This window comes from Pseudoalteromonas sp. J2K-J599 (assembly GCF_059295115.2).
Genome location: NZ_CM200271.1, coordinates 734,205 through 753,860 on the forward strand (window position 1 = coordinate 734,205; position 19,656 = coordinate 753,860).

Annotated in this window: 20 protein-coding genes; 10 read left to right on the forward strand and 10 right to left on the reverse strand. The window is 37.3% G+C overall.

Features of this window, described 5'->3' with window-relative positions:
- The first annotated feature begins 503 nt into the window (after window positions 1-503).
- A complete protein-coding gene (locus tag AC5NT5_RS03295) occupies window positions 504-1,055 on the forward strand; it encodes a sce7726 family protein (protein WP_182681737.1) in 552 nt (183 codons plus the stop codon).
- Here the strand turns inward: AC5NT5_RS03295 and AC5NT5_RS03300 are convergent, their stop codons facing one another.
- Genes AC5NT5_RS03300 through AC5NT5_RS03310 form a run of 3 tightly spaced genes read right to left on the reverse strand, consistent with a single transcriptional unit; the run spans window position 1,056 to window position 3,629 of the window.
- Window positions 1,056-2,105 (reverse strand): beta family protein, encoded by a 1,050-nt coding sequence (locus AC5NT5_RS03300; protein ID WP_182681738.1) that lies wholly within the window; start codon window positions 2,103-2,105, stop codon window positions 1,056-1,058.
- Window positions 2,098-2,949: an ImmA/IrrE family metallo-endopeptidase gene (locus AC5NT5_RS03305; protein ID WP_494513371.1), complete on the reverse strand. Its 852-nt coding sequence runs from the start codon at window positions 2,947-2,949 to the stop codon at window positions 2,098-2,100. Before AC5NT5_RS03305 ends, AC5NT5_RS03300 begins: the two co-directional genes overlap by 8 nt.
- Window positions 2,946-3,629 carry a GNAT family protein gene (locus AC5NT5_RS03310; RefSeq protein ID WP_182681740.1) on the reverse strand — a complete coding sequence of 228 codons (684 nt, stop codon included), beginning with the start codon at window positions 3,627-3,629 and terminating at the stop codon, window positions 2,946-2,948. The genes AC5NT5_RS03305 and AC5NT5_RS03310 overlap by 4 nt, the downstream gene beginning before the upstream one ends.
- Window positions 3,630-4,593: 964 nt before the next feature.
- On the opposite strand from AC5NT5_RS03310, the gene AC5NT5_RS03315 reads away from it, so the two are divergent.
- Both AC5NT5_RS03315 and AC5NT5_RS03320 read left to right on the forward strand, forming a co-directional pair.
- Window positions 4,594-5,616 (forward strand): hypothetical protein, encoded by a 1,023-nt coding sequence (locus AC5NT5_RS03315; RefSeq protein WP_182672932.1) that lies wholly within the window; start codon window positions 4,594-4,596, stop codon window positions 5,614-5,616.
- Entirely contained in the window at window positions 5,613-5,963 is a 351-nt protein-coding gene (locus tag AC5NT5_RS03320) for a hypothetical protein (protein ID WP_310735956.1), read from the forward strand. The genes AC5NT5_RS03315 and AC5NT5_RS03320 overlap by 4 nt, the downstream gene beginning before the upstream one ends.
- A gap of 598 nt (window positions 5,964-6,561) precedes the next feature.
- Here the strand turns inward: AC5NT5_RS03320 and AC5NT5_RS03325 are convergent.
- The 3 genes from AC5NT5_RS03325 to AC5NT5_RS03335 form a co-directional block, all read right to left on the reverse strand.
- Window positions 6,562-6,870, reverse strand: coding sequence for a hypothetical protein (locus AC5NT5_RS03325; protein ID WP_024596321.1), 309 nt, complete (start codon window positions 6,868-6,870; stop codon window positions 6,562-6,564).
- Between the two features lie 389 nt (window positions 6,871-7,259).
- Window positions 7,260-7,505 (reverse strand): DUF4235 domain-containing protein, encoded by a 246-nt coding sequence (locus AC5NT5_RS03330; protein WP_024593336.1) that lies wholly within the window; start codon window positions 7,503-7,505, stop codon window positions 7,260-7,262.
- 271 nt (window positions 7,506-7,776) lie between these two features.
- On the reverse strand, window positions 7,777-8,160 hold the full coding sequence (locus AC5NT5_RS03335; RefSeq protein ID WP_182681744.1) for a hypothetical protein: 384 nt from the start codon (window positions 8,158-8,160) through the stop codon (window positions 7,777-7,779).
- Between the two features lie 463 nt (window positions 8,161-8,623).
- On the opposite strand from AC5NT5_RS03335, the gene AC5NT5_RS03340 reads away from it, so the two are divergent.
- From AC5NT5_RS03340 to AC5NT5_RS03360, 5 genes are all read left to right on the forward strand, one after another.
- A complete protein-coding gene (locus AC5NT5_RS03340) occupies window positions 8,624-9,118 on the forward strand; it encodes a general stress protein (RefSeq protein WP_024604742.1) in 495 nt (164 codons plus the stop codon).
- 384 nt (window positions 9,119-9,502) lie between these two features.
- Complete coding sequence (gene sodC, locus AC5NT5_RS03345; protein ID WP_494513372.1) at window positions 9,503-10,072, forward strand: superoxide dismutase [Cu-Zn] SodC; 570 nt, start codon at window positions 9,503-9,505, stop codon at window positions 10,070-10,072.
- Window positions 10,073-10,088: 16 nt separating this feature from the next.
- The gene (locus tag AC5NT5_RS03350) at window positions 10,089-10,322 is read left to right on the forward strand and encodes a ChaB family protein (protein ID WP_494513373.1); all 234 of its coding nucleotides are present in this window, start codon (window positions 10,089-10,091) and stop codon (window positions 10,320-10,322) included.
- A 232-nt stretch (window positions 10,323-10,554) separates the two neighbouring features.
- A complete protein-coding gene (locus tag AC5NT5_RS03355) occupies window positions 10,555-11,142 on the forward strand; it encodes an acyl carrier protein phosphodiesterase (protein WP_494513374.1) in 588 nt (195 codons plus the stop codon).
- A gap of 112 nt (window positions 11,143-11,254) precedes the next feature.
- Window positions 11,255-12,190: a hypothetical protein gene (locus AC5NT5_RS03360; protein WP_494513375.1), complete on the forward strand. Its 936-nt coding sequence runs from the start codon at window positions 11,255-11,257 to the stop codon at window positions 12,188-12,190.
- Window positions 12,191-12,285: 95 nt separating this feature from the next.
- Here the strand turns inward: AC5NT5_RS03360 and AC5NT5_RS03365 are convergent, their stop codons facing one another.
- Entirely contained in the window at window positions 12,286-12,762 is a 477-nt protein-coding gene (locus AC5NT5_RS03365; protein WP_007581432.1) for a YqhA family protein, read from the reverse strand.
- 144 nt (window positions 12,763-12,906) lie between these two features.
- On the opposite strand from AC5NT5_RS03365, the gene AC5NT5_RS03370 reads away from it, so the two are divergent.
- Window positions 12,907-13,248: a YajD family HNH nuclease gene (locus tag AC5NT5_RS03370; protein WP_182672941.1), complete on the forward strand. Its 342-nt coding sequence runs from the start codon at window positions 12,907-12,909 to the stop codon at window positions 13,246-13,248.
- A 3-nt stretch (window positions 13,249-13,251) separates the two neighbouring features.
- On the opposite strand, the gene AC5NT5_RS03375 is transcribed toward AC5NT5_RS03370, so the two are convergent.
- A complete protein-coding gene (locus AC5NT5_RS03375; protein WP_494513376.1) occupies window positions 13,252-15,429 on the reverse strand; it encodes a GAF domain-containing hybrid sensor histidine kinase/response regulator in 2,178 nt (725 codons plus the stop codon).
- Between the two features lie 485 nt (window positions 15,430-15,914).
- On the opposite strand from AC5NT5_RS03375, the gene AC5NT5_RS03380 reads away from it, so the two are divergent.
- Window positions 15,915-16,592: a glutathione S-transferase family protein gene (locus AC5NT5_RS03380; RefSeq protein WP_154903450.1), complete on the forward strand. Its 678-nt coding sequence runs from the start codon at window positions 15,915-15,917 to the stop codon at window positions 16,590-16,592.
- 52 nt (window positions 16,593-16,644) lie between these two features.
- On the opposite strand, the gene AC5NT5_RS03385 is transcribed toward AC5NT5_RS03380, so the two are convergent.
- Together AC5NT5_RS03385 and AC5NT5_RS03390 are read right to left on the reverse strand one after the other, a co-directional pair.
- Complete coding sequence (locus tag AC5NT5_RS03385) at window positions 16,645-18,384, reverse strand: SulP family inorganic anion transporter (RefSeq protein ID WP_494513377.1); 1,740 nt, start codon at window positions 18,382-18,384, stop codon at window positions 16,645-16,647.
- A gap of 256 nt (window positions 18,385-18,640) precedes the next feature.
- Window positions 18,641-19,432, reverse strand: coding sequence for a hypothetical protein (locus AC5NT5_RS03390; protein ID WP_494513378.1), 792 nt, complete (start codon window positions 19,430-19,432; stop codon window positions 18,641-18,643).
- Window positions 19,433-19,656: the final 224 nt, after the last annotated feature.

The following is a 19,656-nucleotide window of genomic DNA, read 5'->3' on the forward strand; positions in this document are numbered from 1 at the left end:
CTTCCTCATACTGCGAAGCTGCGCTTCGGTTATTCGTCACCTCTCAGCGCACCCGAACATCACGCTATTTCCTTCAAAACCACAATTGATGTGAACGTAAACGCCATGAAAGCACATCCATGTGCAAGCATGGCTTTCATTTCATCCATGAAATGCATTACTCATTAATTGCTTATTTTCAGGGCGTGATGACGGGGAAGGGTGTTAAACGTGAGGTTGGTGTTTGGTCTTGGCAAGAAACAAGACCTGACCCTCTGCATTTGTTAGCCGTTATTTTTAATGTTCAACATTATTCTGCTATATCTCAAACGGTATGTAGGCTAAATAAGTTAATAATTAAAGATGACAAGGTCAAATTACAATACGAAAATTTGAGAGGTAGTTTGATGCATGAAGTCAAGGTTTGACATCATTGGTGCTCAAAGACTCAATTATAAGACTGAAATTTTGATTTATAAGTACTAGAATATATAATACACGTTTTCTAATTCACTAGGTTTGCTATGTATTTGAATGATATAAATATTCGACCTCGATTGATTGAGTTTTTAAACTCTAAAGCTCTAAAACCTAGGCGTATTTTAGAGGAACTGCATGTCCATAGGGGGAACGCTATAGCTGATGTTGTCACTGTTCATTCTGAAGCTCATTGCTACGAGATTAAAGGTGATAAAGACAAAATTGAACGCTTAGCTAGGCAGGGTGAATACTACAATAAGGTGTTTAGAAAGATATCTTTGGTAACCACCGAGCGTAAACTGCAAGAAGCCATTAAGAAATCACCGATTTTTTGGGGGATTATTGTTGCCTACGACTCACAGGGCCAAGTGAAATTTAGACATGTACGTAAGACCAGTAGTAATCCCTATTTTGATAAGGAATTAGCACTTGCTACATTGTGGAAAAGTGAGCTGACAAACTTAAACGATGAATTCAAGTTAGCAATTCCGAGTAAGAAGAACAAAAGAGATTTTGCTACGGAGCTATCCGATAAAATGAATAAAATTCAAATTAACCGCTCTATAGCAAACCTTCTTGCGACTAGAACCGCCTAATCAATAGTCACAGATCATGAATGTCATATGGGCATTGATTAGATATTTTCCAATTGAATGGGGTAGTGCATCAGTTCCGATACCTTTTGATTTCTCATATAGGTACTTATCGCCGACGGAATAATTTGTGTTCCGGTAAAAGTGATAACTCACTAACTTCACGCACATATCGTCATATTGTTTTGCTCCTCTAGAGTGGGTTTCAATCGCTCCTCCCCTCAAGAAGTGCTGCTCATGGTCATATGAATAGATAATTTTGGGAGTCATTATCTTTCTCAGAGCTGCTTGTGGGATATTTGCATCTGAATAGTTCGGAGATATGACAGTATAATCTCCGAATTCGATCTGTGCCTCTAGCTCCTTAGCTACAGATTCATGTATCTTGCATTCTGTGCGAGAGACTGTTACTTCTGTTGAAACTGGCAGGATGTCCGCAATCGAAGCAGGAATTGAAGAGCCAGCTATTATGATTTTTTCAAAAGTATACTCTTCAGTAATGGACTTGATAAACTGAATGATTTTATTAGATAAATCGCTCACATCAGCATCGGCACAAAGCCTACAATCCAGAATCAGGTGAAGCTTAGTGTATTTGTCTTCCGCTAGTTCAATTAGGTCTGTGAATTCATCTTCTATTAGCGTGTAGCTAACAAAGTCTTCTTGGTTCAAGCGAATGGCCAGCGTATCACTAATAATTAGTGGGCTGACGATAGAGTTGATTCTCTGGGGGGTACGGTCGAGACCTACAACAGGGATATAGTTGATATCTTTGAATGTATCAATTAAGAAGTTATAAACTATATCTCCATTGATTAATATAGAGTCGTCTATATCGTAGTCATCAATATAAAAACTATTCGCCTTTTTGAAGTTTAGCTCATACTTTCTAACACCTCTTGTTATGGTATTTTCAACGTCGGTGTTAGTGATATCTTGCTTAGTCGCTAAGTCAAAAAATGGAGTGATTGAAGAGAGTTCATCATCTTCTAGTGCTTTCAAAGCACCAATTTCAGCCACTTTAAACTTAAGAAATGGAGTGTATTTATTCATGAAATAGGATCTTCCTTGTATCAAATTTATTAGTTAAAGAGTTGAATGTTCGATAGTCACCCCTTTCTTTTTGAATGCGACCAGCTACTATCGCTGGGTGTATTCCATGTTGTTTTGAGAAAGCTATTAAGGATGCTTCCTTCAGGTCACGCCTTGCGTGGCATGTTCTCCAGATATGTCTTGGAATTAGAGAGTCACCAGCAATCTTATCGGCTTCTAATTCGACTATATCTTCACTAATCGAATCTAGGTCATCAATAATGTAGTTATCCAATTGTTCATAGTGCAATGCTACATGCGCTAGCTCATGCATCAACGTAAACCAAAAGTTATCCAACCTCTTATATCTAAGACTCATTGCTACAACAGGATGCCCTGTTTTTAATTTGAATACAGCCCCATCAGTTTTTAGTCCGTCTACTGATGGCTCCGCGATAAAAATTACGCCCCTCTCAGCCAAGTCGAACTCTATTTTTTTCAGATACTTTGGTTCTAAATTGCCTTTTGCAAACTCTGTAAGGTCTTGCTTTGTTAAGCCTTCAAACTTCGGTATCTCATTCATAGCAAGTGAGAGGTGAGCTAAATTTTTGACACGAGAAAGCCAGTAATTAACTAAAGCAGTATTAGTGTTTTCTTGTTGCCTGAATAAAGGTGCGCATGATTTTCTTGAGTGGACTTCTCTGAGTAAATTTAATTTTACTGTATCAGGGTCGGTTTTCAGCTTGTCAGGTAAGCTTTCGAATTGAGCTTGGCTTTCTATGAATGACTCAAAGATATCTCTTGATGTACTAGAATTACCAGCGTCGCCATTAACTATTAGCGAATCAAATTTGGATGTAGTCATGCTATTTCTCCCAAAAACTGTTGCTTGGGTTTTTCTAGCATCTCGAAGTACGCCAGACTATCTTTATCTAAGCTATTCACACGAATCATTCCTATTTTTGAATAGAAACCTTCAGCTTTTGGTAAGGAGTGCAGTGAAAAGCCTTTCTGCATACCAAGATCATTTTCTGCATGCATAATTACAGTTTTCAATAATAAGGAGCCTAGGCCTTTAAAAGATTGTTCTTGCAGAGGGTTCGGTCTATTCCATGGGGCAACGGCAAGAAATTCTATATAAAAAATATCATCATCGGACTGGGATGATTTTTTAGGGTGATAGATTAAGCATGACGCTTGAGGCTTTCCATCTGCCATCAAGAAAAACCAATTATATTGGTCTGAGTGATAAAGTTTGTGTTTTGTTAACCATTGCCAGTGAAAGTCTTCTAGATGACAATCATCGAGTAATTGTTGTTGAATCGATTCATCTGCTCTTTTGATGAACTCAAGGATTTGGTATGAAAACGCCCCCCACTGAGAATCACATTGCGATGCAGGGCCTAGATCCCAACCATGTACAATATTTGCATCGAACTTATTTCCTTCGCAGTCAGATATTTCACAAGTTTCAATGGATGTTGTACCGTCGAAGCTGGTTCGGCCACTATCCAGCAGCTTTTGTAGTTCTCGTATAGTTTTCATTATCTTACAACTCTACAGTGGGTCTGGTTACATAATAAACTAAACTGCTTAATAGACCTAATATAAAAGGGGTATATTAGATGAAAACCAAAGTAGCCACCCATTAGAAAGTTTCTGTCAAGCAGGCTGCTCTATCTCCTTGACCTTTTTATTCAAAAACCAAGTGCTCTTATTATTTTTAAACTCAATTTAAATATGAATACTTAACTAGTAATGTCGTCGATTGGAGCGAATATTCACCATGGCTTGAATAAAGAGCGCCATATGAGTTTAAGCGTTTTAATTGCGCATCATTGATGATTAATTAAGGCCCTTGGCTTGCCCCACAGTTATCGTTTAGCGCCAGTATCAGCCTAAACTACAAATATCTTGAAATTATACTTTTAATCTCTATTATTGACATCAACAACACCCCTCCCGCTACCCGTAAGCTCAGCGCCCTGCGAGGGGTTAATTATTTCTATAGCATGGTAAAAGGATTTAGCCTTCATGCAGCTCCCCAAAGCCTCATAACATTTGTGCAGCAAGTCGACTTTCTAACAGAACCAAAGGCACTGAATTTTGACTACACATCAGGTATCTAGGTTTTTAATTTATTGCTCATTGATTTAATTACTCTGTCGAGACCACGACGAGTAGAGTTTAAGAATGCGTTTACCATGTGATGAACCGTGGAATAGGGCGTGAGAATACCTTTTTGAGTGATGACGATTTTAAATGTTTTTTATACTGCATTGAACAAGTAAGCCTTTGCTTTAATATTGAAGTGCATTCATATTTTTTAATGACGTGAACAGCTCTCATCTCCTTTGTACAAATTAATATAATTTTTATAGATTGTACTTCTAATTATCCTAGGGTGTTTTATTGATTCATTTTTTAATATATGTAAGCATTGAGATATATGAAAAAACTACATGCTGTAGTATGCTTTCTAGAGTAATTAATAACGCAAGGAGCGAATATGACTGATCAATTCTTAGTACCAAACGACTACGCGATTCATATTGTAGAAAAGCGAATGAGTATCGATGCTTTAATAATCGCACTCTATAACACCCCTTCTGAAAAGACATTCAAACACTTTAAATTTGTAAACTCACATATTGTTGATGGCTATGCAAAGCCAGGTCAGATCGTGTTGATATCGCCAATCAATACAATGGAGTGCACTGAGCTAGAACAGCAATTTCAGGCTTCAGCTCTTGAAGTAGATAAAAAGCTAAGAGAGCTCGATGAGCATGAAAAAGAAATACTTTCTAAGCGTTATGAGCTGCTTAGTAATGTCGCTAAGTATAATGGGTTGTATTTAGGTGTTGCTAACAACTCTTGGAATTCACACGTTGGGCAAGTTAAAGCGATTTTAAAGGAGTTAGAAAAGACATATGTTAATCAATACAATGCGCATGGCAATTTAAATAACCAACAGTTTTTCCATAGGCGCAAACTTCTTTTTACTCGTTTAGATACAGCTCTAAGCCGCTTTGCTCAGCCAGCCTTAGGCGGAAGTTTAGTGGCGGGTGATATAAGACGAAATTTAGGATTAAGCTCTAAAAGCATGATACATCATTGGCAACAACAAGGTGGGATGGCTAAAAGTATTCCTGAATTTGCCCAAAACTATAAAACAGTAGCCAATATGGCCAAAAACCTGAAAAGAGTTGGGTATGTTGGAATTGCGCTGACAGGTGTCGAGGCAAGTGCAAATATTGTAAAAGCATGCACAGAAGGAAATGAGCAAGCTTGTACTAAGGCTAAGTATGTTGAGACAGGTAAAGCGGCAGGAGCAATAGGCGGTGGCATTGTTTCTGGCGGGCTGGCGACTTGGGGAGTTTGTTCTGTAGCTTTTGGTCTACCCTCTGGAGGAACAAGTTTACTATGGTGCGGTATTGTTGTCGGAGGAGGTGGCGGGTATTTAGGTGGAAAATATTTCTCAGAAAAAGGAGATAAATTGGGAGGAGTTTTATATGAGAAGATTGAAAAGTGACTATTGATAGCGAACTTTTTGGCTTGCTTTTATTTGGGATTGGCTTAGGTGTCATTTTTGTCATTATTTTCCCTTTAGCCTTTTATTTAAAAGGGAAAAAGCTCAGAACAGTTGAAGACATTTTAGAGTCAGGAAACCGCTATTATTCTCTAAATATTTTTATGGCGCTTCATGGTTTGCTTCATTATGGCAGTGTATTTTTATTTGATTGGTATGCAAAGCGTTATAATTTATTAAGTGATAGAAACAAGGTGCCAGCTCAAGCCTCGATACTATTTAAAGTGTATTTTGTAATTTTTATGCTTTGCGTACTTTTAATGTTTTTATCTACATTATTTTTTGAATAATGACTTTAGGCGATAGAAAAACCAGAGGGGTCACCCATTAGAAAGTCCCAGTCAAGCAGGCAGCTGTGTTTACTTGAGCTTTTTATTCAAAAACCAAGTGTTCTTATTATTTAAACTCAATTTAAATATGGCTACGCACCTAGCAATGACGTTGAGAGGTTTTTAAACGTGATATTGGAGTTTGGTCGTGGCAAGAAGCCAGTCCTGCCCCTTGTACTTATTATGCGGAAACCAAAGGGGTCAAATCTTGACTTCATACATCAATGGTCTTGATTTATAGTTTATTACTCATTGAGTTTATTATTATGTCTAGACCGCTGCGAATAGAGTATGAGAATACGTTTAACCGTGTAATGAAACGTTGAGAAGGCCGTGAAAATACCTTTTTAGTGATGAGGGTTTGAAGTGTTTTTATACTGCATTGAGCAAGCAAGCCTTCGTTTTAATATTGAAGTGCATTCTTATTGTTTTATGGCCAATTACCATCATCTGCTAATAAAAGTAAAAAGCCGTTACAGCAATGCAACGGCTTTTCATTATGGTTTTATGCGCTTCGACGATACGAGCGAAAGGCTTTATAGTCCTTTAAAACCCTCTATTAATCATCTGGCCCTTTTAAGGTAAACACTAAATGTTTACGCATATCCTTTAAAATCACGCCTTTTTTAAGCATTGCGCCGCTTAAGCGTTTTTGCCATTTTAATAAATCTGGCTCTGCGGCTGCTAAGGCTTGCTCGTTTTCAAACTGAAAGCACAGCAGTAGTGAACTTGGAAATAAGTGATATTCCACATCAAACCAGCATTGCAGCATGCCTGGGAGCTCAGCGCGGCCTTGCTCTTCTAATTTTTCAGCAGTATTAAGTACAAGCGCTTGCTGTTTTATTTGCACTGCAGAGAGTTTTTTCATTATTAAAATCCAAGTTAGCGGCTAAAAAATGCAGCCGGAATGTGGGCATTATACGCAAGCTTGTGGGCAGGCAACAACTTTGAAAGGGGATTAATGCTTAATAGAGTGTATCTGTTTAAAGTCTGGAGTGCATGTTGGAAGGCGCCTTTGGCTTTTCCAATCTACGTAGGTCGTATAAGCGGCGTAGCCGTGCCATCCGACATTTCAAACTTCATCGCAGGACCTTAATTTGGACATTAATATTAATGTATTTTAACTCTATGGTTAAATAACCTTGTTTGAGGTTTTTTTAAGTAGCTTGCGACAATACAGGATTAGCTGTCGCAAGCCGCCTTTTGAGCCTCTCCGTATTACGTTTAATACTTATAAGAGGTATCAATAGGGACGGTTTATTTAGATCGGCGCTTGTCTAGTACATAGCGTACGGCCATTCTTGCAGCACCCGCACCAATACCTGAGACTACTGCCCATGTAACGGCCTCTTTAAGATCTGTTTCTTCGCTTGGTCTATCTTTTGGGGCTGGTTCGTTGGTAACCTTTTCCCACGATTTTTGTAAAGTTTTCCTTGTTAACATACCTGCAGATGCAGCGGCCAGACCTATACCTATTGTCGTAATTAGCTGTTTATTACTCATATTATCCTCGATTATTTAGTTGTAACTTGAGTTATTAATAGGTAACTCTTTAAGTAAGAACAGTATTAACAGCAATTTATATACCGATAGGCTTAAAATAGGTATTACGAGAAACACAAAGCATTTATATCTACCCGCAATAATACTAATCAATTTGAAGCATTAGCCTGATACTAACTTAGTTGAGGATTGGTGGTTGCAGAGCAACCAATACCGTGGCATTAGTTAGAATATTAGGTTAAAGATTACTCTACTGTTGTTGGGGTATTTCTTAAGTTAATAACTCAGTACCTAGTAAGGCGTCAATATAGGCGAGCTCTTCGCTAAAAATGCCATTCAAAAAAGCGTTTTGCTCAATTATTATAGTGTCATTAGGTTGGGCTTTGTATTCTTGTTGGCATCTTGTAAGCTCGCTGGCTAGCCATTGGCAGGCTTTGCCAGCAGTGCTTATCGCTGTTTTTAAAAATGATGACCATTTTATTTTTTGTAAATTAAAGCGATAAAGTATAACTGCAATAGCCCCATAAGCTTGTTGCTCAAGCGAAGGTACATCTTCACTATTTACTGAAAGGTGACTTAATAGCTTGGTATTAATTAGCGATTGTTGAAGTGCAGCTTGCTGTGATTGACTTAAAAAGTTGTTTTCGTAATCCATGGGCAGCCTATATCTGCTAATAGCAGGGCAATATAAAAAGGAGATTTAGCACAGTATTTTACGATTCATGCGCACCTAAAAATGAGCAGTAGTGATAACAAAATTAGGCTGACTCTTTACTGAATTAATAAAACTCAATTGTAACTGGGTAGGGAGCTTGAAGAGCATAAGCGTCTTTTTTAACCTTTAAAGCGTATGAAAAATAATGCTCTTTTGGTGTTTTTAATTTTATTGGTAAGCATGGTAATAACCATAAACAAGAGAGTAATAAAAACCACCCTTTATTTCGTAAGGCGTTTTTTTGTAGATAGGAGTTTTTTACAAAATTTGGCAATTTTTACTCTAACAATAAAAGGGTTAGTTGTTGATTTTGTTTTATCTCATTGATTTTAAATAATAAATTTATTGGTTTGGGTTTTGCTTAGTAGTAAGTGTATTTTCTTAAATAAATAAAGGAGTTATTATGAGTACCGTTATTACTGGGTTATTCGAAAGTGCATCACAAGCAACACTCGCAATTTATAGATTAGAAGCTTTAGGTATTAATGAAGCTAACATAAGCATTGTAGCCAATGACTCATACGCAAAGGAAGATTTTGCTGTAGACGAAGGTACAAAAGCGGCTGAAGGTGGCCTTGTAGGCGCGGCTTCAGGTGGTATTCTTGCTGCAATTATTGGCGGTTTTACTGCAGTGGGTACTGTAGCAACAGGTGGTACGGGCTTATTAGTTGCCGGACCATTAGTCGCAGCATTTGCAGCTGGTGGCGCAGGCGCCGCAGTAGGTGGTACTTTAGGTGCTGCAATTGGTGCGTTTATCCCTGAGCACGAAATTAAATATTATGAAGATGCCATTGAAAAGGGCTCTATATTAATTGGTGTTAAGTACGATAGTGACAATAAAAACGCTATTGAAGAAATACTTAACAATGCAGGCGCAAGTAACGTTTCTACGGCTTAACGCTAACTAATTAATTTCAAAATTAACTATAAAGGTGAAACTTAGTTTCACCTTTTTTTTCGTTTTTTTAACTTGGCTTGTCTTTTTGAGCTGGATCGTTGGTGATCTCCTTTTATGAGTTTTGTAAAGTTGCCATTTTGTTTGTAAATATGCCTTGGTTTTTGCTCAATCTTTGGCTGATAGTCAGTTTTGTTAGTTAATTAGCTACTTATTTAAGTTTAATAAAAACTATAAATTTACTTTTTAATCAATAAATTAAAAATAAATTATTCATAAATTAATGCTTCCGCGTAGGGCTGGTATATACATTGAAACTACTTGCTTAATAGTCGCTTAATTTAGCGTTATTGTTTTATTAATTTGATACTAAACGAGGAGATGATGATGAGTTGTTTACAGTTTGATTCAAACGCTAAAAGGTCTTTAACCCGCGCTTTAAAACCCACTTTTGCAATACTCCTTACTGGTGTGTTACTACAAAATAGCGCACTGGCTAATGTAAAAGTTCAAATGCACCAAGTTACTAAATCAGGCCAAGGGCAATTACTAGGTACTATTACACTAACAGAAAATGATAAAGGTGTTGTTTTTTCACCAAGTTTAAAAGGTTTAACACCGGGGCAGCATGGTTTTCATATTCATCAATTTGCTAGTTGTGAACCCAAGAAAAAAGGCGATAAGGTTGTACCGGGAGGCGCCGCTGGTGGGCATTTCGACCCAAAAGCTAGCGAGCATCACGATTCTCCTTGGGGAGATGGCCATTTAGGCGATTTACCGGCGTTGTATGTAAATGAAAGTGGCCAAGCTAAATCACCTGTTTTAGCGCCAAGGCTCACGCTTGAAAAACTTAAAAAACACGCAGTAATGATTCATGAAGGAAGTGATAACTATGCAGATAAGCCAAAGCCATTAGGTGGCGGTGGCAAACGTGTTGCTTGTGGTGTAATTGAGTAAATATAAGGAGAAAGTTATGCCATATAAAAATCGTGATGAATTACCTAAGTCGGTAAAAAGTAACTTACCTAAACATGCTCAAGAGATATATCAAGAAGCGTTTAATAGTGCGTGGGATACCTATGAAGACCCAAGCGATAGAAAAAACGACGATGACCGCGAAACAACAGCGCATAAAGTAGCTTGGTCGGCGGTTAAAAATAGTTATAGCAAAAATGATAATGGAAATTGGGTAAAGTCGAGTAACTAGCTTTGATCAAACTAATAACAAAGCTAACGCATTAAAAAGCCGCTGTAGCTGATGTAGCTGATATAGCGGCTTTTTATATACTCGTTTTATAGTTGCGCTGTTTATACAATACTTTGCATTATGTTTGAGTAAAAACTGGTAAGCAAAACCATAAGTACTGCTTTAAACACGAATGTGAGTTTGGTCTAAATTTACGTTATTATTTGTTTGTATTAGCCAATCAGAGAACACTTTGAATTATTTAGCTCACCTTTATTTAGCACAGCCTACAGCCGATTCTCACTTTGGGAACTTGCTGGGCGACTTTGGTGGTAGAAGGCATATAGAACACTTACCAAACACGGTTATAAACGGGCTCGATAACCACTATTTAGTCGATAAATTTACCGACTCTCACCGCGCAGTAAAACACGCTAAACAATACTTTTCACCCGAGCGTAAGCGCTTTGCTGGTGTGGCTATTGATGTGGTGTTTGATCATTTTTTAATTGTGCATTGGCAACAATTTAGCCAGCAACCTTTAAGTGATTTTAAGTACACCAGCTATCAGCTTTTAAATAACCGTATATCTGTTATGCCAACGCGAATGCAGCATGTTGTAACAAGTATGACTAAAAATGATTGGTTTAAAGAGTACGAAACCGTTGAGGGAGTAGGGCTTGCGCTCGATAACATAGCCAAACGCATTCGTTTTACGAACACTTTTGCGGGCGCGGCTGATGATATAAAGCGTAATTACAATGAATTAGAAAACGTGTTTTTAACGTTTTTTCCGGAGCTGGTTAAGCATGTGAATGAGTTTAGTCTTGAAAGCACTTAAAAAAGTTAGATAAAGAACTTTATTTAAAGTTTTCATAAATTGTTAATCTTTTGTGATAAGTTAAGGTGAAAAAAACGCTACTCTAATACAAATTAATCTTTGAGTGTTTTTAATGAATCGCAATTATTTAGTTATTGTGGGCTTTGCCGTTTTATCGGCATTTCTATCTGGTTCTGTATTAGCTTTTGACTTCGACTTAAAATCGGTACGAACCACTATTTCAAACCCAAGCACTAGCCACGCGCTAATATACGATGACTTGGATGGGAGTAATCAAAAAATACTGTTTTCGTTAGAGCCCATAAATAACCAGCGTGTGGGTGTGTTTTTTGATATTAACGACATTGAAATTGGCTACTCAGCCGATATTTTTGAAGATGATGTTGAAACAAAAACACAAGATATACTGCTCTCGTATAGAAAATTTAAAAATTCTAAAATCACATTTAACTATCAAACGCTTGAAGGGCTGCAAAGCACGGCTAGCAATTTAAGCGGCAATCAAACGGATCAAATTTTCTCGCAAAATACACGTTCAACCAAGTTTGAGCTATCTGGCCAACACAACTTTTATACCTTTAATAATAAAGAGTCTTTGTTTGAGCATTTTTTTCTTAATAGGCCAAAGCTAAGCAGCAAATTTGATTTGTCGTTAAGTGTTGTTGGCGCTTGGTCTTTCAAGCATGTATCTCTTGAGAACAAAGATAATATTGTGTTTCAGGCTGATTTTTTAAGTTCACCTGTGCCACAGATCACTAAGTTAATTTCTAATTCGTATGGGGCGAGTATTGGCTCGCTTTTATCATTTTCGTTACCGCATAATGTTCACGTATTTGCTGAATACAAATTAGGTAAAGGGCATATTCAAAACACAAACCCTGGGCTGGGGTTAAAAGATTCGGGTGGTGAAAAAGTTGAAGCATACGGCGGTGGAATTTCTTGGACTTCAAGTAACAAAAAACTCATGGTAGTACTACGTGCGTGGGAGCAAACAGGTAGGCATATAGATACGTCTTTTGGTGACTTGTCAGTAATTAAGTTTTTTTAATATTGAGTGCTGGGGCTCTCACTTAAGTTTTTGCAGAATTTTAGGGATAAGTAATTACACCTGCATGTAATTACTTAATAGTAATGAGTGCTTAGTTAGTCTTTCATTGAGCGCCATGCAAATGTAGATGCTGCAATAACGATCGCAATGGCAATACCTAAGTAGAGTGTTTCTATTGTGCCCCCGAACTCAACTGCGTGCTCTAAAAATAGTATTACCAGTACAACCGAAGTTACTTGTACCAGAGTGATTTTTAAATCATGAAAGTCTTTAATATTAAAAGCAGCAAGAAATTTACTTTCCTCAGGCTTAGATGGTGTTATAAATAGTCGGTACAAGCTAATAGCAATAACTTGTAAGGTAATTCCGATTAGTAGCAAATCAAGAATTTTCAGTAGTTCAACTATTAGGGCTTTACCGGCTTTAGCTGAATCAGGCAGGTCAAATAGCGTTGTTATTACTATATTAGCTACAATATTAATGCATGAAACATAAACGAGTAATGATGATATTGCAGCGGTAATAACGGCGATTACGACCAAAAACCGACTTGTTTGGAATATATTTTCCATGTTGCTCAACTTTATAATTAGACCTGATTTATACGAAACGTAGCTTAAGTTAGATCCCTTACGAACTTTTTACTTTTATATTTGCTTTAACATATTGGCTATTTACTTGTTAAGCATAGAAATAACAAATTTAACTGGAATATTATGAGTAAGAATAACGATGTACCTCAGGCTTATGTTAAGCAAGAGGAAGGTTATAGAATAAAAGCCTTAAGATTATACCCTTGGGTATGCGGGCGTTGTGCTCGTGAGTTTGAGTACTCTAATTTACGAGAGTTAACGGTGCATCATATAGATCATAACCATAGTAATAATCCAGAGGATGGCAGTAACTGGGAGTTATTGTGTATTTATTGCCACGACAATGAGCACAATAAATACCACGAACATATTATGTATGGCGGGTCGACTACAGAGCGAAAAGTTGAGGCTGCAACGCATTCTCCATTTGCCGATTTAAAAGCGATGCTTAATAAATCAAAGTAGCTACTATGATTTCAACTGTTTGGATAAAAACAAGGTTGTTACATCAGCTACTTTAATAAGTGACAGTTTATCTGCATGGCTCCATGAAATTTTTGAGCCAACACTTTCACAACAAATAACACCTAGCGGTTTGTTATCAATAAAGTAGATGTAATCAAGCAAGGAGTAAATGTTTGATGGTTCAAAATAAACCTTGGTAAAGTTTTTAGTGATTTCATGGTTTCTCGCATCTGATGCGTCTAATACTTTATGCTCTAAAATATAGTCAAAGTATGCAGGAAAGTCTTCAGCTTTTAAAACTGCATTACTTACTATCTCATTTTTGTCATCAAGGCAAATTAAGCTATTAATGGCAGTATAGTCGTGATTAAACAACCATAGACTGACTCTGTCGGCATTTGAAATTAACTTTTTTAGCTCATTGCATATCTGTTTTAGCTTACGTTCACTCGTAATGTTTGGGTTACTAACTTTAACTGCTAAATTTTTGAGATTTGAGTTTTTTGGATTATAAACATTGAGCAAGCTATTTAAATGATCTTTATTAAATGGCTTCGTTAAATAGCCATCCATACCAATATCTAAATAGTGTTCAATATCTGGTTTCATGGTGTTGGCTGTCATGGCAATAATTGGCGTTGTTTTATCTGTTTGTTGCTCTCTAATTATCTTAGTGGCTTGCACTCCATCCATCACTGGCATTTGAATGTCCATAAAAATTAAATCAACATGGTTGGCAAAAAAGTAATCAACGCATTCTTTGCCATTTTCGGTAAATATTACATTCGCATTATGAGCTTGTAGCATTTTACTTACGACAACTTGATTTACTTTATTGTCTTCGGCAACCAAAATAGTGCACCCTTGTAAATCGGTTATTTCTTTATTTGGTTTTAATAATTCATCGAGTTCTGATGTTTCAAAGCTTTGTTGGTAAGTAAATACAGAACCTTTATCTTCTTTACTCGTGAAGTTGATTTTGCCATTCATTAAATCACTTAGCTTGGTGCAAATGGAGAGACCAAGTCCCGTGCCCCCGTACTTTCTAGATGTAGATGAATCGGCCTGATGAAACTCTTGAAATAGGTTTTGCTGCGCAGCTTTACTAATACCAATACCCGTATCGATTATTTCAAATACAATATTTTGCGTGTTTAAGAGATTCTCCTTTACAGTGACTTTAAACTCTACCTGGCCTTGTTGTGTAAATTTAATCGCATTTGAGCATAAGTTATTTAAAATTTGAGAAACTCTGACAGGGTCGCCTTTTAGGGTTGTAGCGATATTTTTATCTATAGATGGAATAAATTTTATGCCTTTATCTGTGGCTTGTTTCATTAGTGGATTAATTACATTGTTAATGACTTCGCTCAGGTTAAAGTTAATATTCTCAATATTTAATTTACCCGCTTCAATTTTTGAAAAGTCTAAAATGTCATTTACAATATTTGAGAGTATATTCGCGGAGCTTAAAATACTCTTTAAGGCGTTATCTTTTTCTATATTTGAAGTTTCTGCTAGTCCAAACTCAGCTAAATTTAAAATGCCGTGCAGCGGGGTTCTTAGCTCGTGAGACATATTTGCTAAAAATCGACCTTTTAGAGTGTTAGCTGTGTCAGCTTCTTTTTTTAGTTCTTCAAGATTTTTATTATGGATTTGTTGTTGTTTTAATGCAGTGGCCAGCTTTCTGTTGTTTAACCTGAGCTCAAGTTGTGCGATAACTTCTTTGCCAAGTATTTTCAGTGCGTTAATTTGTGTTTGAGTTAGCTTTTTTGGCTGGTCGCTGATAACACATAATGTACCAATTGTGCTGCCACTAGGTGTAACTAGCGGTGTGCCCGCATAAAACCGAATGTTTGGATCGCTGGTTACTAGAGGGTTATCATAAAAACGTTCATCAAGTAGAGCGTTTTGTATTTCAAATACTTGGTCTTGCAGTATTGTATGAGAGCAAAATGCGATATCTCTTTCGGTGGAGTCTACATCGATACCATACTTTGATTTAAACCATTGCCTTTGTGGATCAACTAAGCTTATAAGTGATATGGGGGCTTCACAAATATCAGAAGCAAGTTGAGTTAAATCATCAAATACTTTTTCGGCTTCAGTATCTAATATTTCATACTCGTAAAGGGCCTTTAATCTAGATTCTTCGTCAGCTGGTATTTGTGCTTTTATCATAGTATTGCTCAATATTTATATAGATTCACTATAAGAGTAATTTAGTGATAATGACAACTTTAACATGTAGAACCGGCTAAAAAAAAGACATTGCATTTTGCTACTCTATTATTACTTTATTGAAGTTTTTATAAAACCAGCGAAAGTAAAAAGGATCTTTCCATACTGAACACTCTCAGTAATTAAGATCGGAATTAATAGGGATTAAACCAGTCTATAGTTTTACATCATCTGTAAATTTTGAAACTCAGCAGCTCTGCTGGTGGGCAAATTCTGCAACCTTGTGAATCATAAGCTTCTAAAAGCATGTGATGGCTCGAAAAGGCTGATATTTTCCTTGGCATAAGTGATATTTACGAATGAAGTATCACGAAATTCTCACAATTAAATCACGTTTTAACTGTGTATTTCACTTAGTTAAAACTTAATTTGAACACCCGCTCAAGTTGTGCTTTAATCGTTGCTCAATTATTGAGGAACTTTACATGATTAAATTTTATTTTCACCATACGCCTAACCCAATGAAGGTTGCGCTCTTTTTAGAAGAAACAGGCTTACCGTTTGAACTTGTTCCTCTTGATACTTTAAAAGGTGAGCAACATACACCTGAATTTAAAGCAATTAATCCAAACGCTAAAGCGCCAGCAATTGTTGATGGTGAAACGCGTGTGTTCGATTCGAATGCTATTTTAATGTACCTTTCTGAAAAGTATGGGAAGCTTGAAGGCAAGGGCGAGGACCGCGCTGAAATGCTGTCGTGGTTAATGTTTATCGCATCGGGTTTAGGTCCGTATTCAGGGCAAAGTGTTCACTTTAGACACATGGCGCCAGAAGGGCTTGATTACGCGGTTAATCGTTATTTACGTGAAGCGCAGCGCCATTACGAAGTACTTGATACTCACCTTGAAGGTCGTGACTTTATAGTGGGTGATACGTATACCATTGCTGATGTATCTGCATGGGGCTGGATTGATAAAGCACCGGTTGTATTAGGTGAAGAGGGTTTAGCACCGTACCCAAATCTTAAGCGTTGGTTTGAAAGCATTGATAGCCGCCCAGCGGTTGCACGTGCACGCGCAATTGGTACTGATATAGCCTTTAAAAAAGAGTTTGATGAAGACGCTAAAAAAGCGTTTTTCCCTTCAAATTACCCTAAAGTATAAAAAGTACTTAATACTAAACAGCAGATCAGTTAGCTGATCTGCTTATTGTATTTTATTGCTGTGTGAGCGGTTCTTTATTTTCGTCTGACTCAAACAAGCTAACCTCTTGCGTGTGCTGGCTTACGCTATTTCTTTTTAGGGCGATGTATAAGTCTGAGTGAATATATATACCTGCTTTTCCTGACTTCATTCCTGCAATATCAAACCACGAAAGTAACTGGCGTTTTCTACCTGCAAGCTCAAGCCTTATATCACGCTTTTTAAATATAACGTCGAGATCTGCAAGCATGGCCATTACGCTTAAATCTAAATGAGTAAAGCAGGGCACAGCGTCAATTATTACACATTGAGTGTCGCCTTTTTGCCTTGCATATTGCTCAAGTAATCTGCGTTTAAAGTAGCTGGCATTAAAGTAAGTTAAAGGTGAATTAAAGCGATAGATGAACACACCTTGCACTGCTTTTGCTTTATCTGTGGCGTCTAAACTTCTTACTACACCGTTAACATCTACGCCTAATATGTTGTCTGTTGGGCGCATAACAGTGCGAATAAATTGAAATAACCCTAGTAATACAGCAAGTGTGATCCCTGGTATAACGCCAATAAATAACACCGCAAGTAAGGTGGCTGAGGCGAGATAAAATGCCTGTTTGTCTTTTCGTTTTAATTGCCAAACAGCTTTTAAATCGAGTAAGTGTACAGAGGCAATAATAAGTACAATACCTAGCGCTGCGCTTGGAATAAATTCAAGTGGGGCTGTTAAAAATACAGCTATGAGCGCAATAATAGCTGCTGCTATTATTGATACTAACTGCGTTTTACCACCTGTTGCATCGTTAACAGCGGTGCGTGAGTCGGCGCCACTGACGGCAAAACCTTGCGATAGAGCTGACGCTATATTGGCAATACCCAACGCTCTAAATTCTTTATCGGCGTCTATGTCGTAGCCATTTTTAGCAGCAAAGCTGCGGGCAGTTAGCATCATACTAACAAAGCTCACGATGGCTAAGTTAAGTGCGGGTACCACCAGCTCACGAATAATCCCTAAATCAAAAACAGGGGTATTAAAAACGGGGAGCCCGCCAGTTACGGTGCCAATGGTTTTTATATCAAATTGTTTTAAATCAAAAATCCATACCAAAAGCGCACCAAAGGTAATAGCAAACATAGATGCAGGCCACGTGGGCTTTATCCGTTTCATGGCAAAATAGACCGCCAGTGTAAACAAAGCCATTAATAAGGTGGGAACGTGTGTTTGCGCTAGGTATGTGGGCACACCACCGAGGCGTTCAAGTAAGTAGCGCTCATCAAAAGTAAAACCAAATACTTTAGAAAATTGACCAACAATAATAGTGATGGCTACGCCGTTTAGTAAGCCCATTAAAATAGGTTTAGATAAAAAGTCGGCTAATACACCTAACTTAAATTTACTGGCTATAAAGCACCAAAAGCCGGTCATAGCGGTCATGGTGACAACAAGTTGCCAATGCTTAAAGCTGTCACCTGCAGCAAGAGGTGTTACTACAGCGGCAATAACGGCGCAGGTTGCGGCATCAGGGCCGACTATTAATTGTTTTGAAGTACCAAAAAGTGCATATAGCATCATTGGCAGTATGCAAGAATATAACCCTACGGCGGCGTTAACACCGGTTAGTTGTGCGTAAGCAATGGCAACAGGTAAAGCCACTGCAGCTACTGATAGCGCCGCCCTTACATCATCAGCAAACCATTGGCGTTCATAGTGCAGTAGTGTATTTAAACCGGGCATAAAATTATATAAACGCGACAGCACTTTAGTTTTCCTGCTAATAGTTACAACGTTTTGATAGTAAATTTAATATTCAAATAAGTATAGCTAGGACGACGGTTATTTTAATAAATTGCAGGTGATTATTTATCAAGATATTAAATTTATAATTTGGTAAAAAAGTGAAAATTGAATTTTCCTGAGGTGTCTTTTAATCAGCTTATGTGCGTAGTATTAATGTACTGATATTGAGCACCTCAGGAAATCACTAAATCTAAAATCTAGTTTTAAATTTTTAAGATTATTTAGCACCACATGCCGGATATAACTCAAGTACCTCTGTTACTACTTGTCCAAATAAGGCTTGTTCTTGCTGTGTTAAATCTATAGCAGGAATAAATGGCATTGTGTCTGTTAATTCCGAGGTAATGATTTGATAAAAAGTCATCGCTGTAAGGACATTCCCAGCATAGGATGCATGATTACCGTCGGCACTATGAAGGTTTATACTAGGCATTATTTCTAATACTCGATTCCATACAAAGCCAACAGGCGCTATGCAGCTAGGTTGTTTTTGACTGATTGCTAAATGGAGGTCGTAAACCTGCTTTGCTTCTGCGGGATCCCCTTTTTGAGGATGCTCTGGAAATAAAATAGGTGTAATTTTATGCTCTTTTGCGTTCGAGATTAATCGCTCAGTTGCGCTTGTAGGGTAGTCAGTCGAACCTGATTGTGAGTACTTTTGGCCTTGAAAAATTGCATGACTCCAGTTATCACTTTTTAATTTATCGACATTCGCATTTACTGCGACTATTTCATCTAAAAATCGACCACTAACAGTCGTTATTTTGACTGAAGTGCTAGGTAACTGGCTTGTAATAATTATTTCTAATAAGCCCCCTAACTGTGAACTATGGCTATTACCATAGATAATTATTTTGTAGTCACTTAAGGGACTGTTATTAATAACCGCTTTTGATTGTGGTATTTTAATGCTTTCAGCCTCTTTTGTTTTACTTCCCCCAGAGCCGCATGCTGTTAATAATAGTAATGATAATGTGATTGATATTGTTGTTATGTATTTTAGAGACATTGTTAATCCTTTTTTCGTACCAATTATAAGTACAGCTTTAGAATACTAGACATTTTATAACCAAGCTGCAAGGTTGCTTGGTTTTTAGTGCAATGTATGGTGCTTAGTTTGTGCGCTAAAAGTGAAGTGCGGGAGGTTGGTATTGTTTAAGCGGTATCTAAATTTTAGTTTGGAGTATTATTCAATGATAATTTTATTGCTTTAAATAAATATTTAGTTATAAA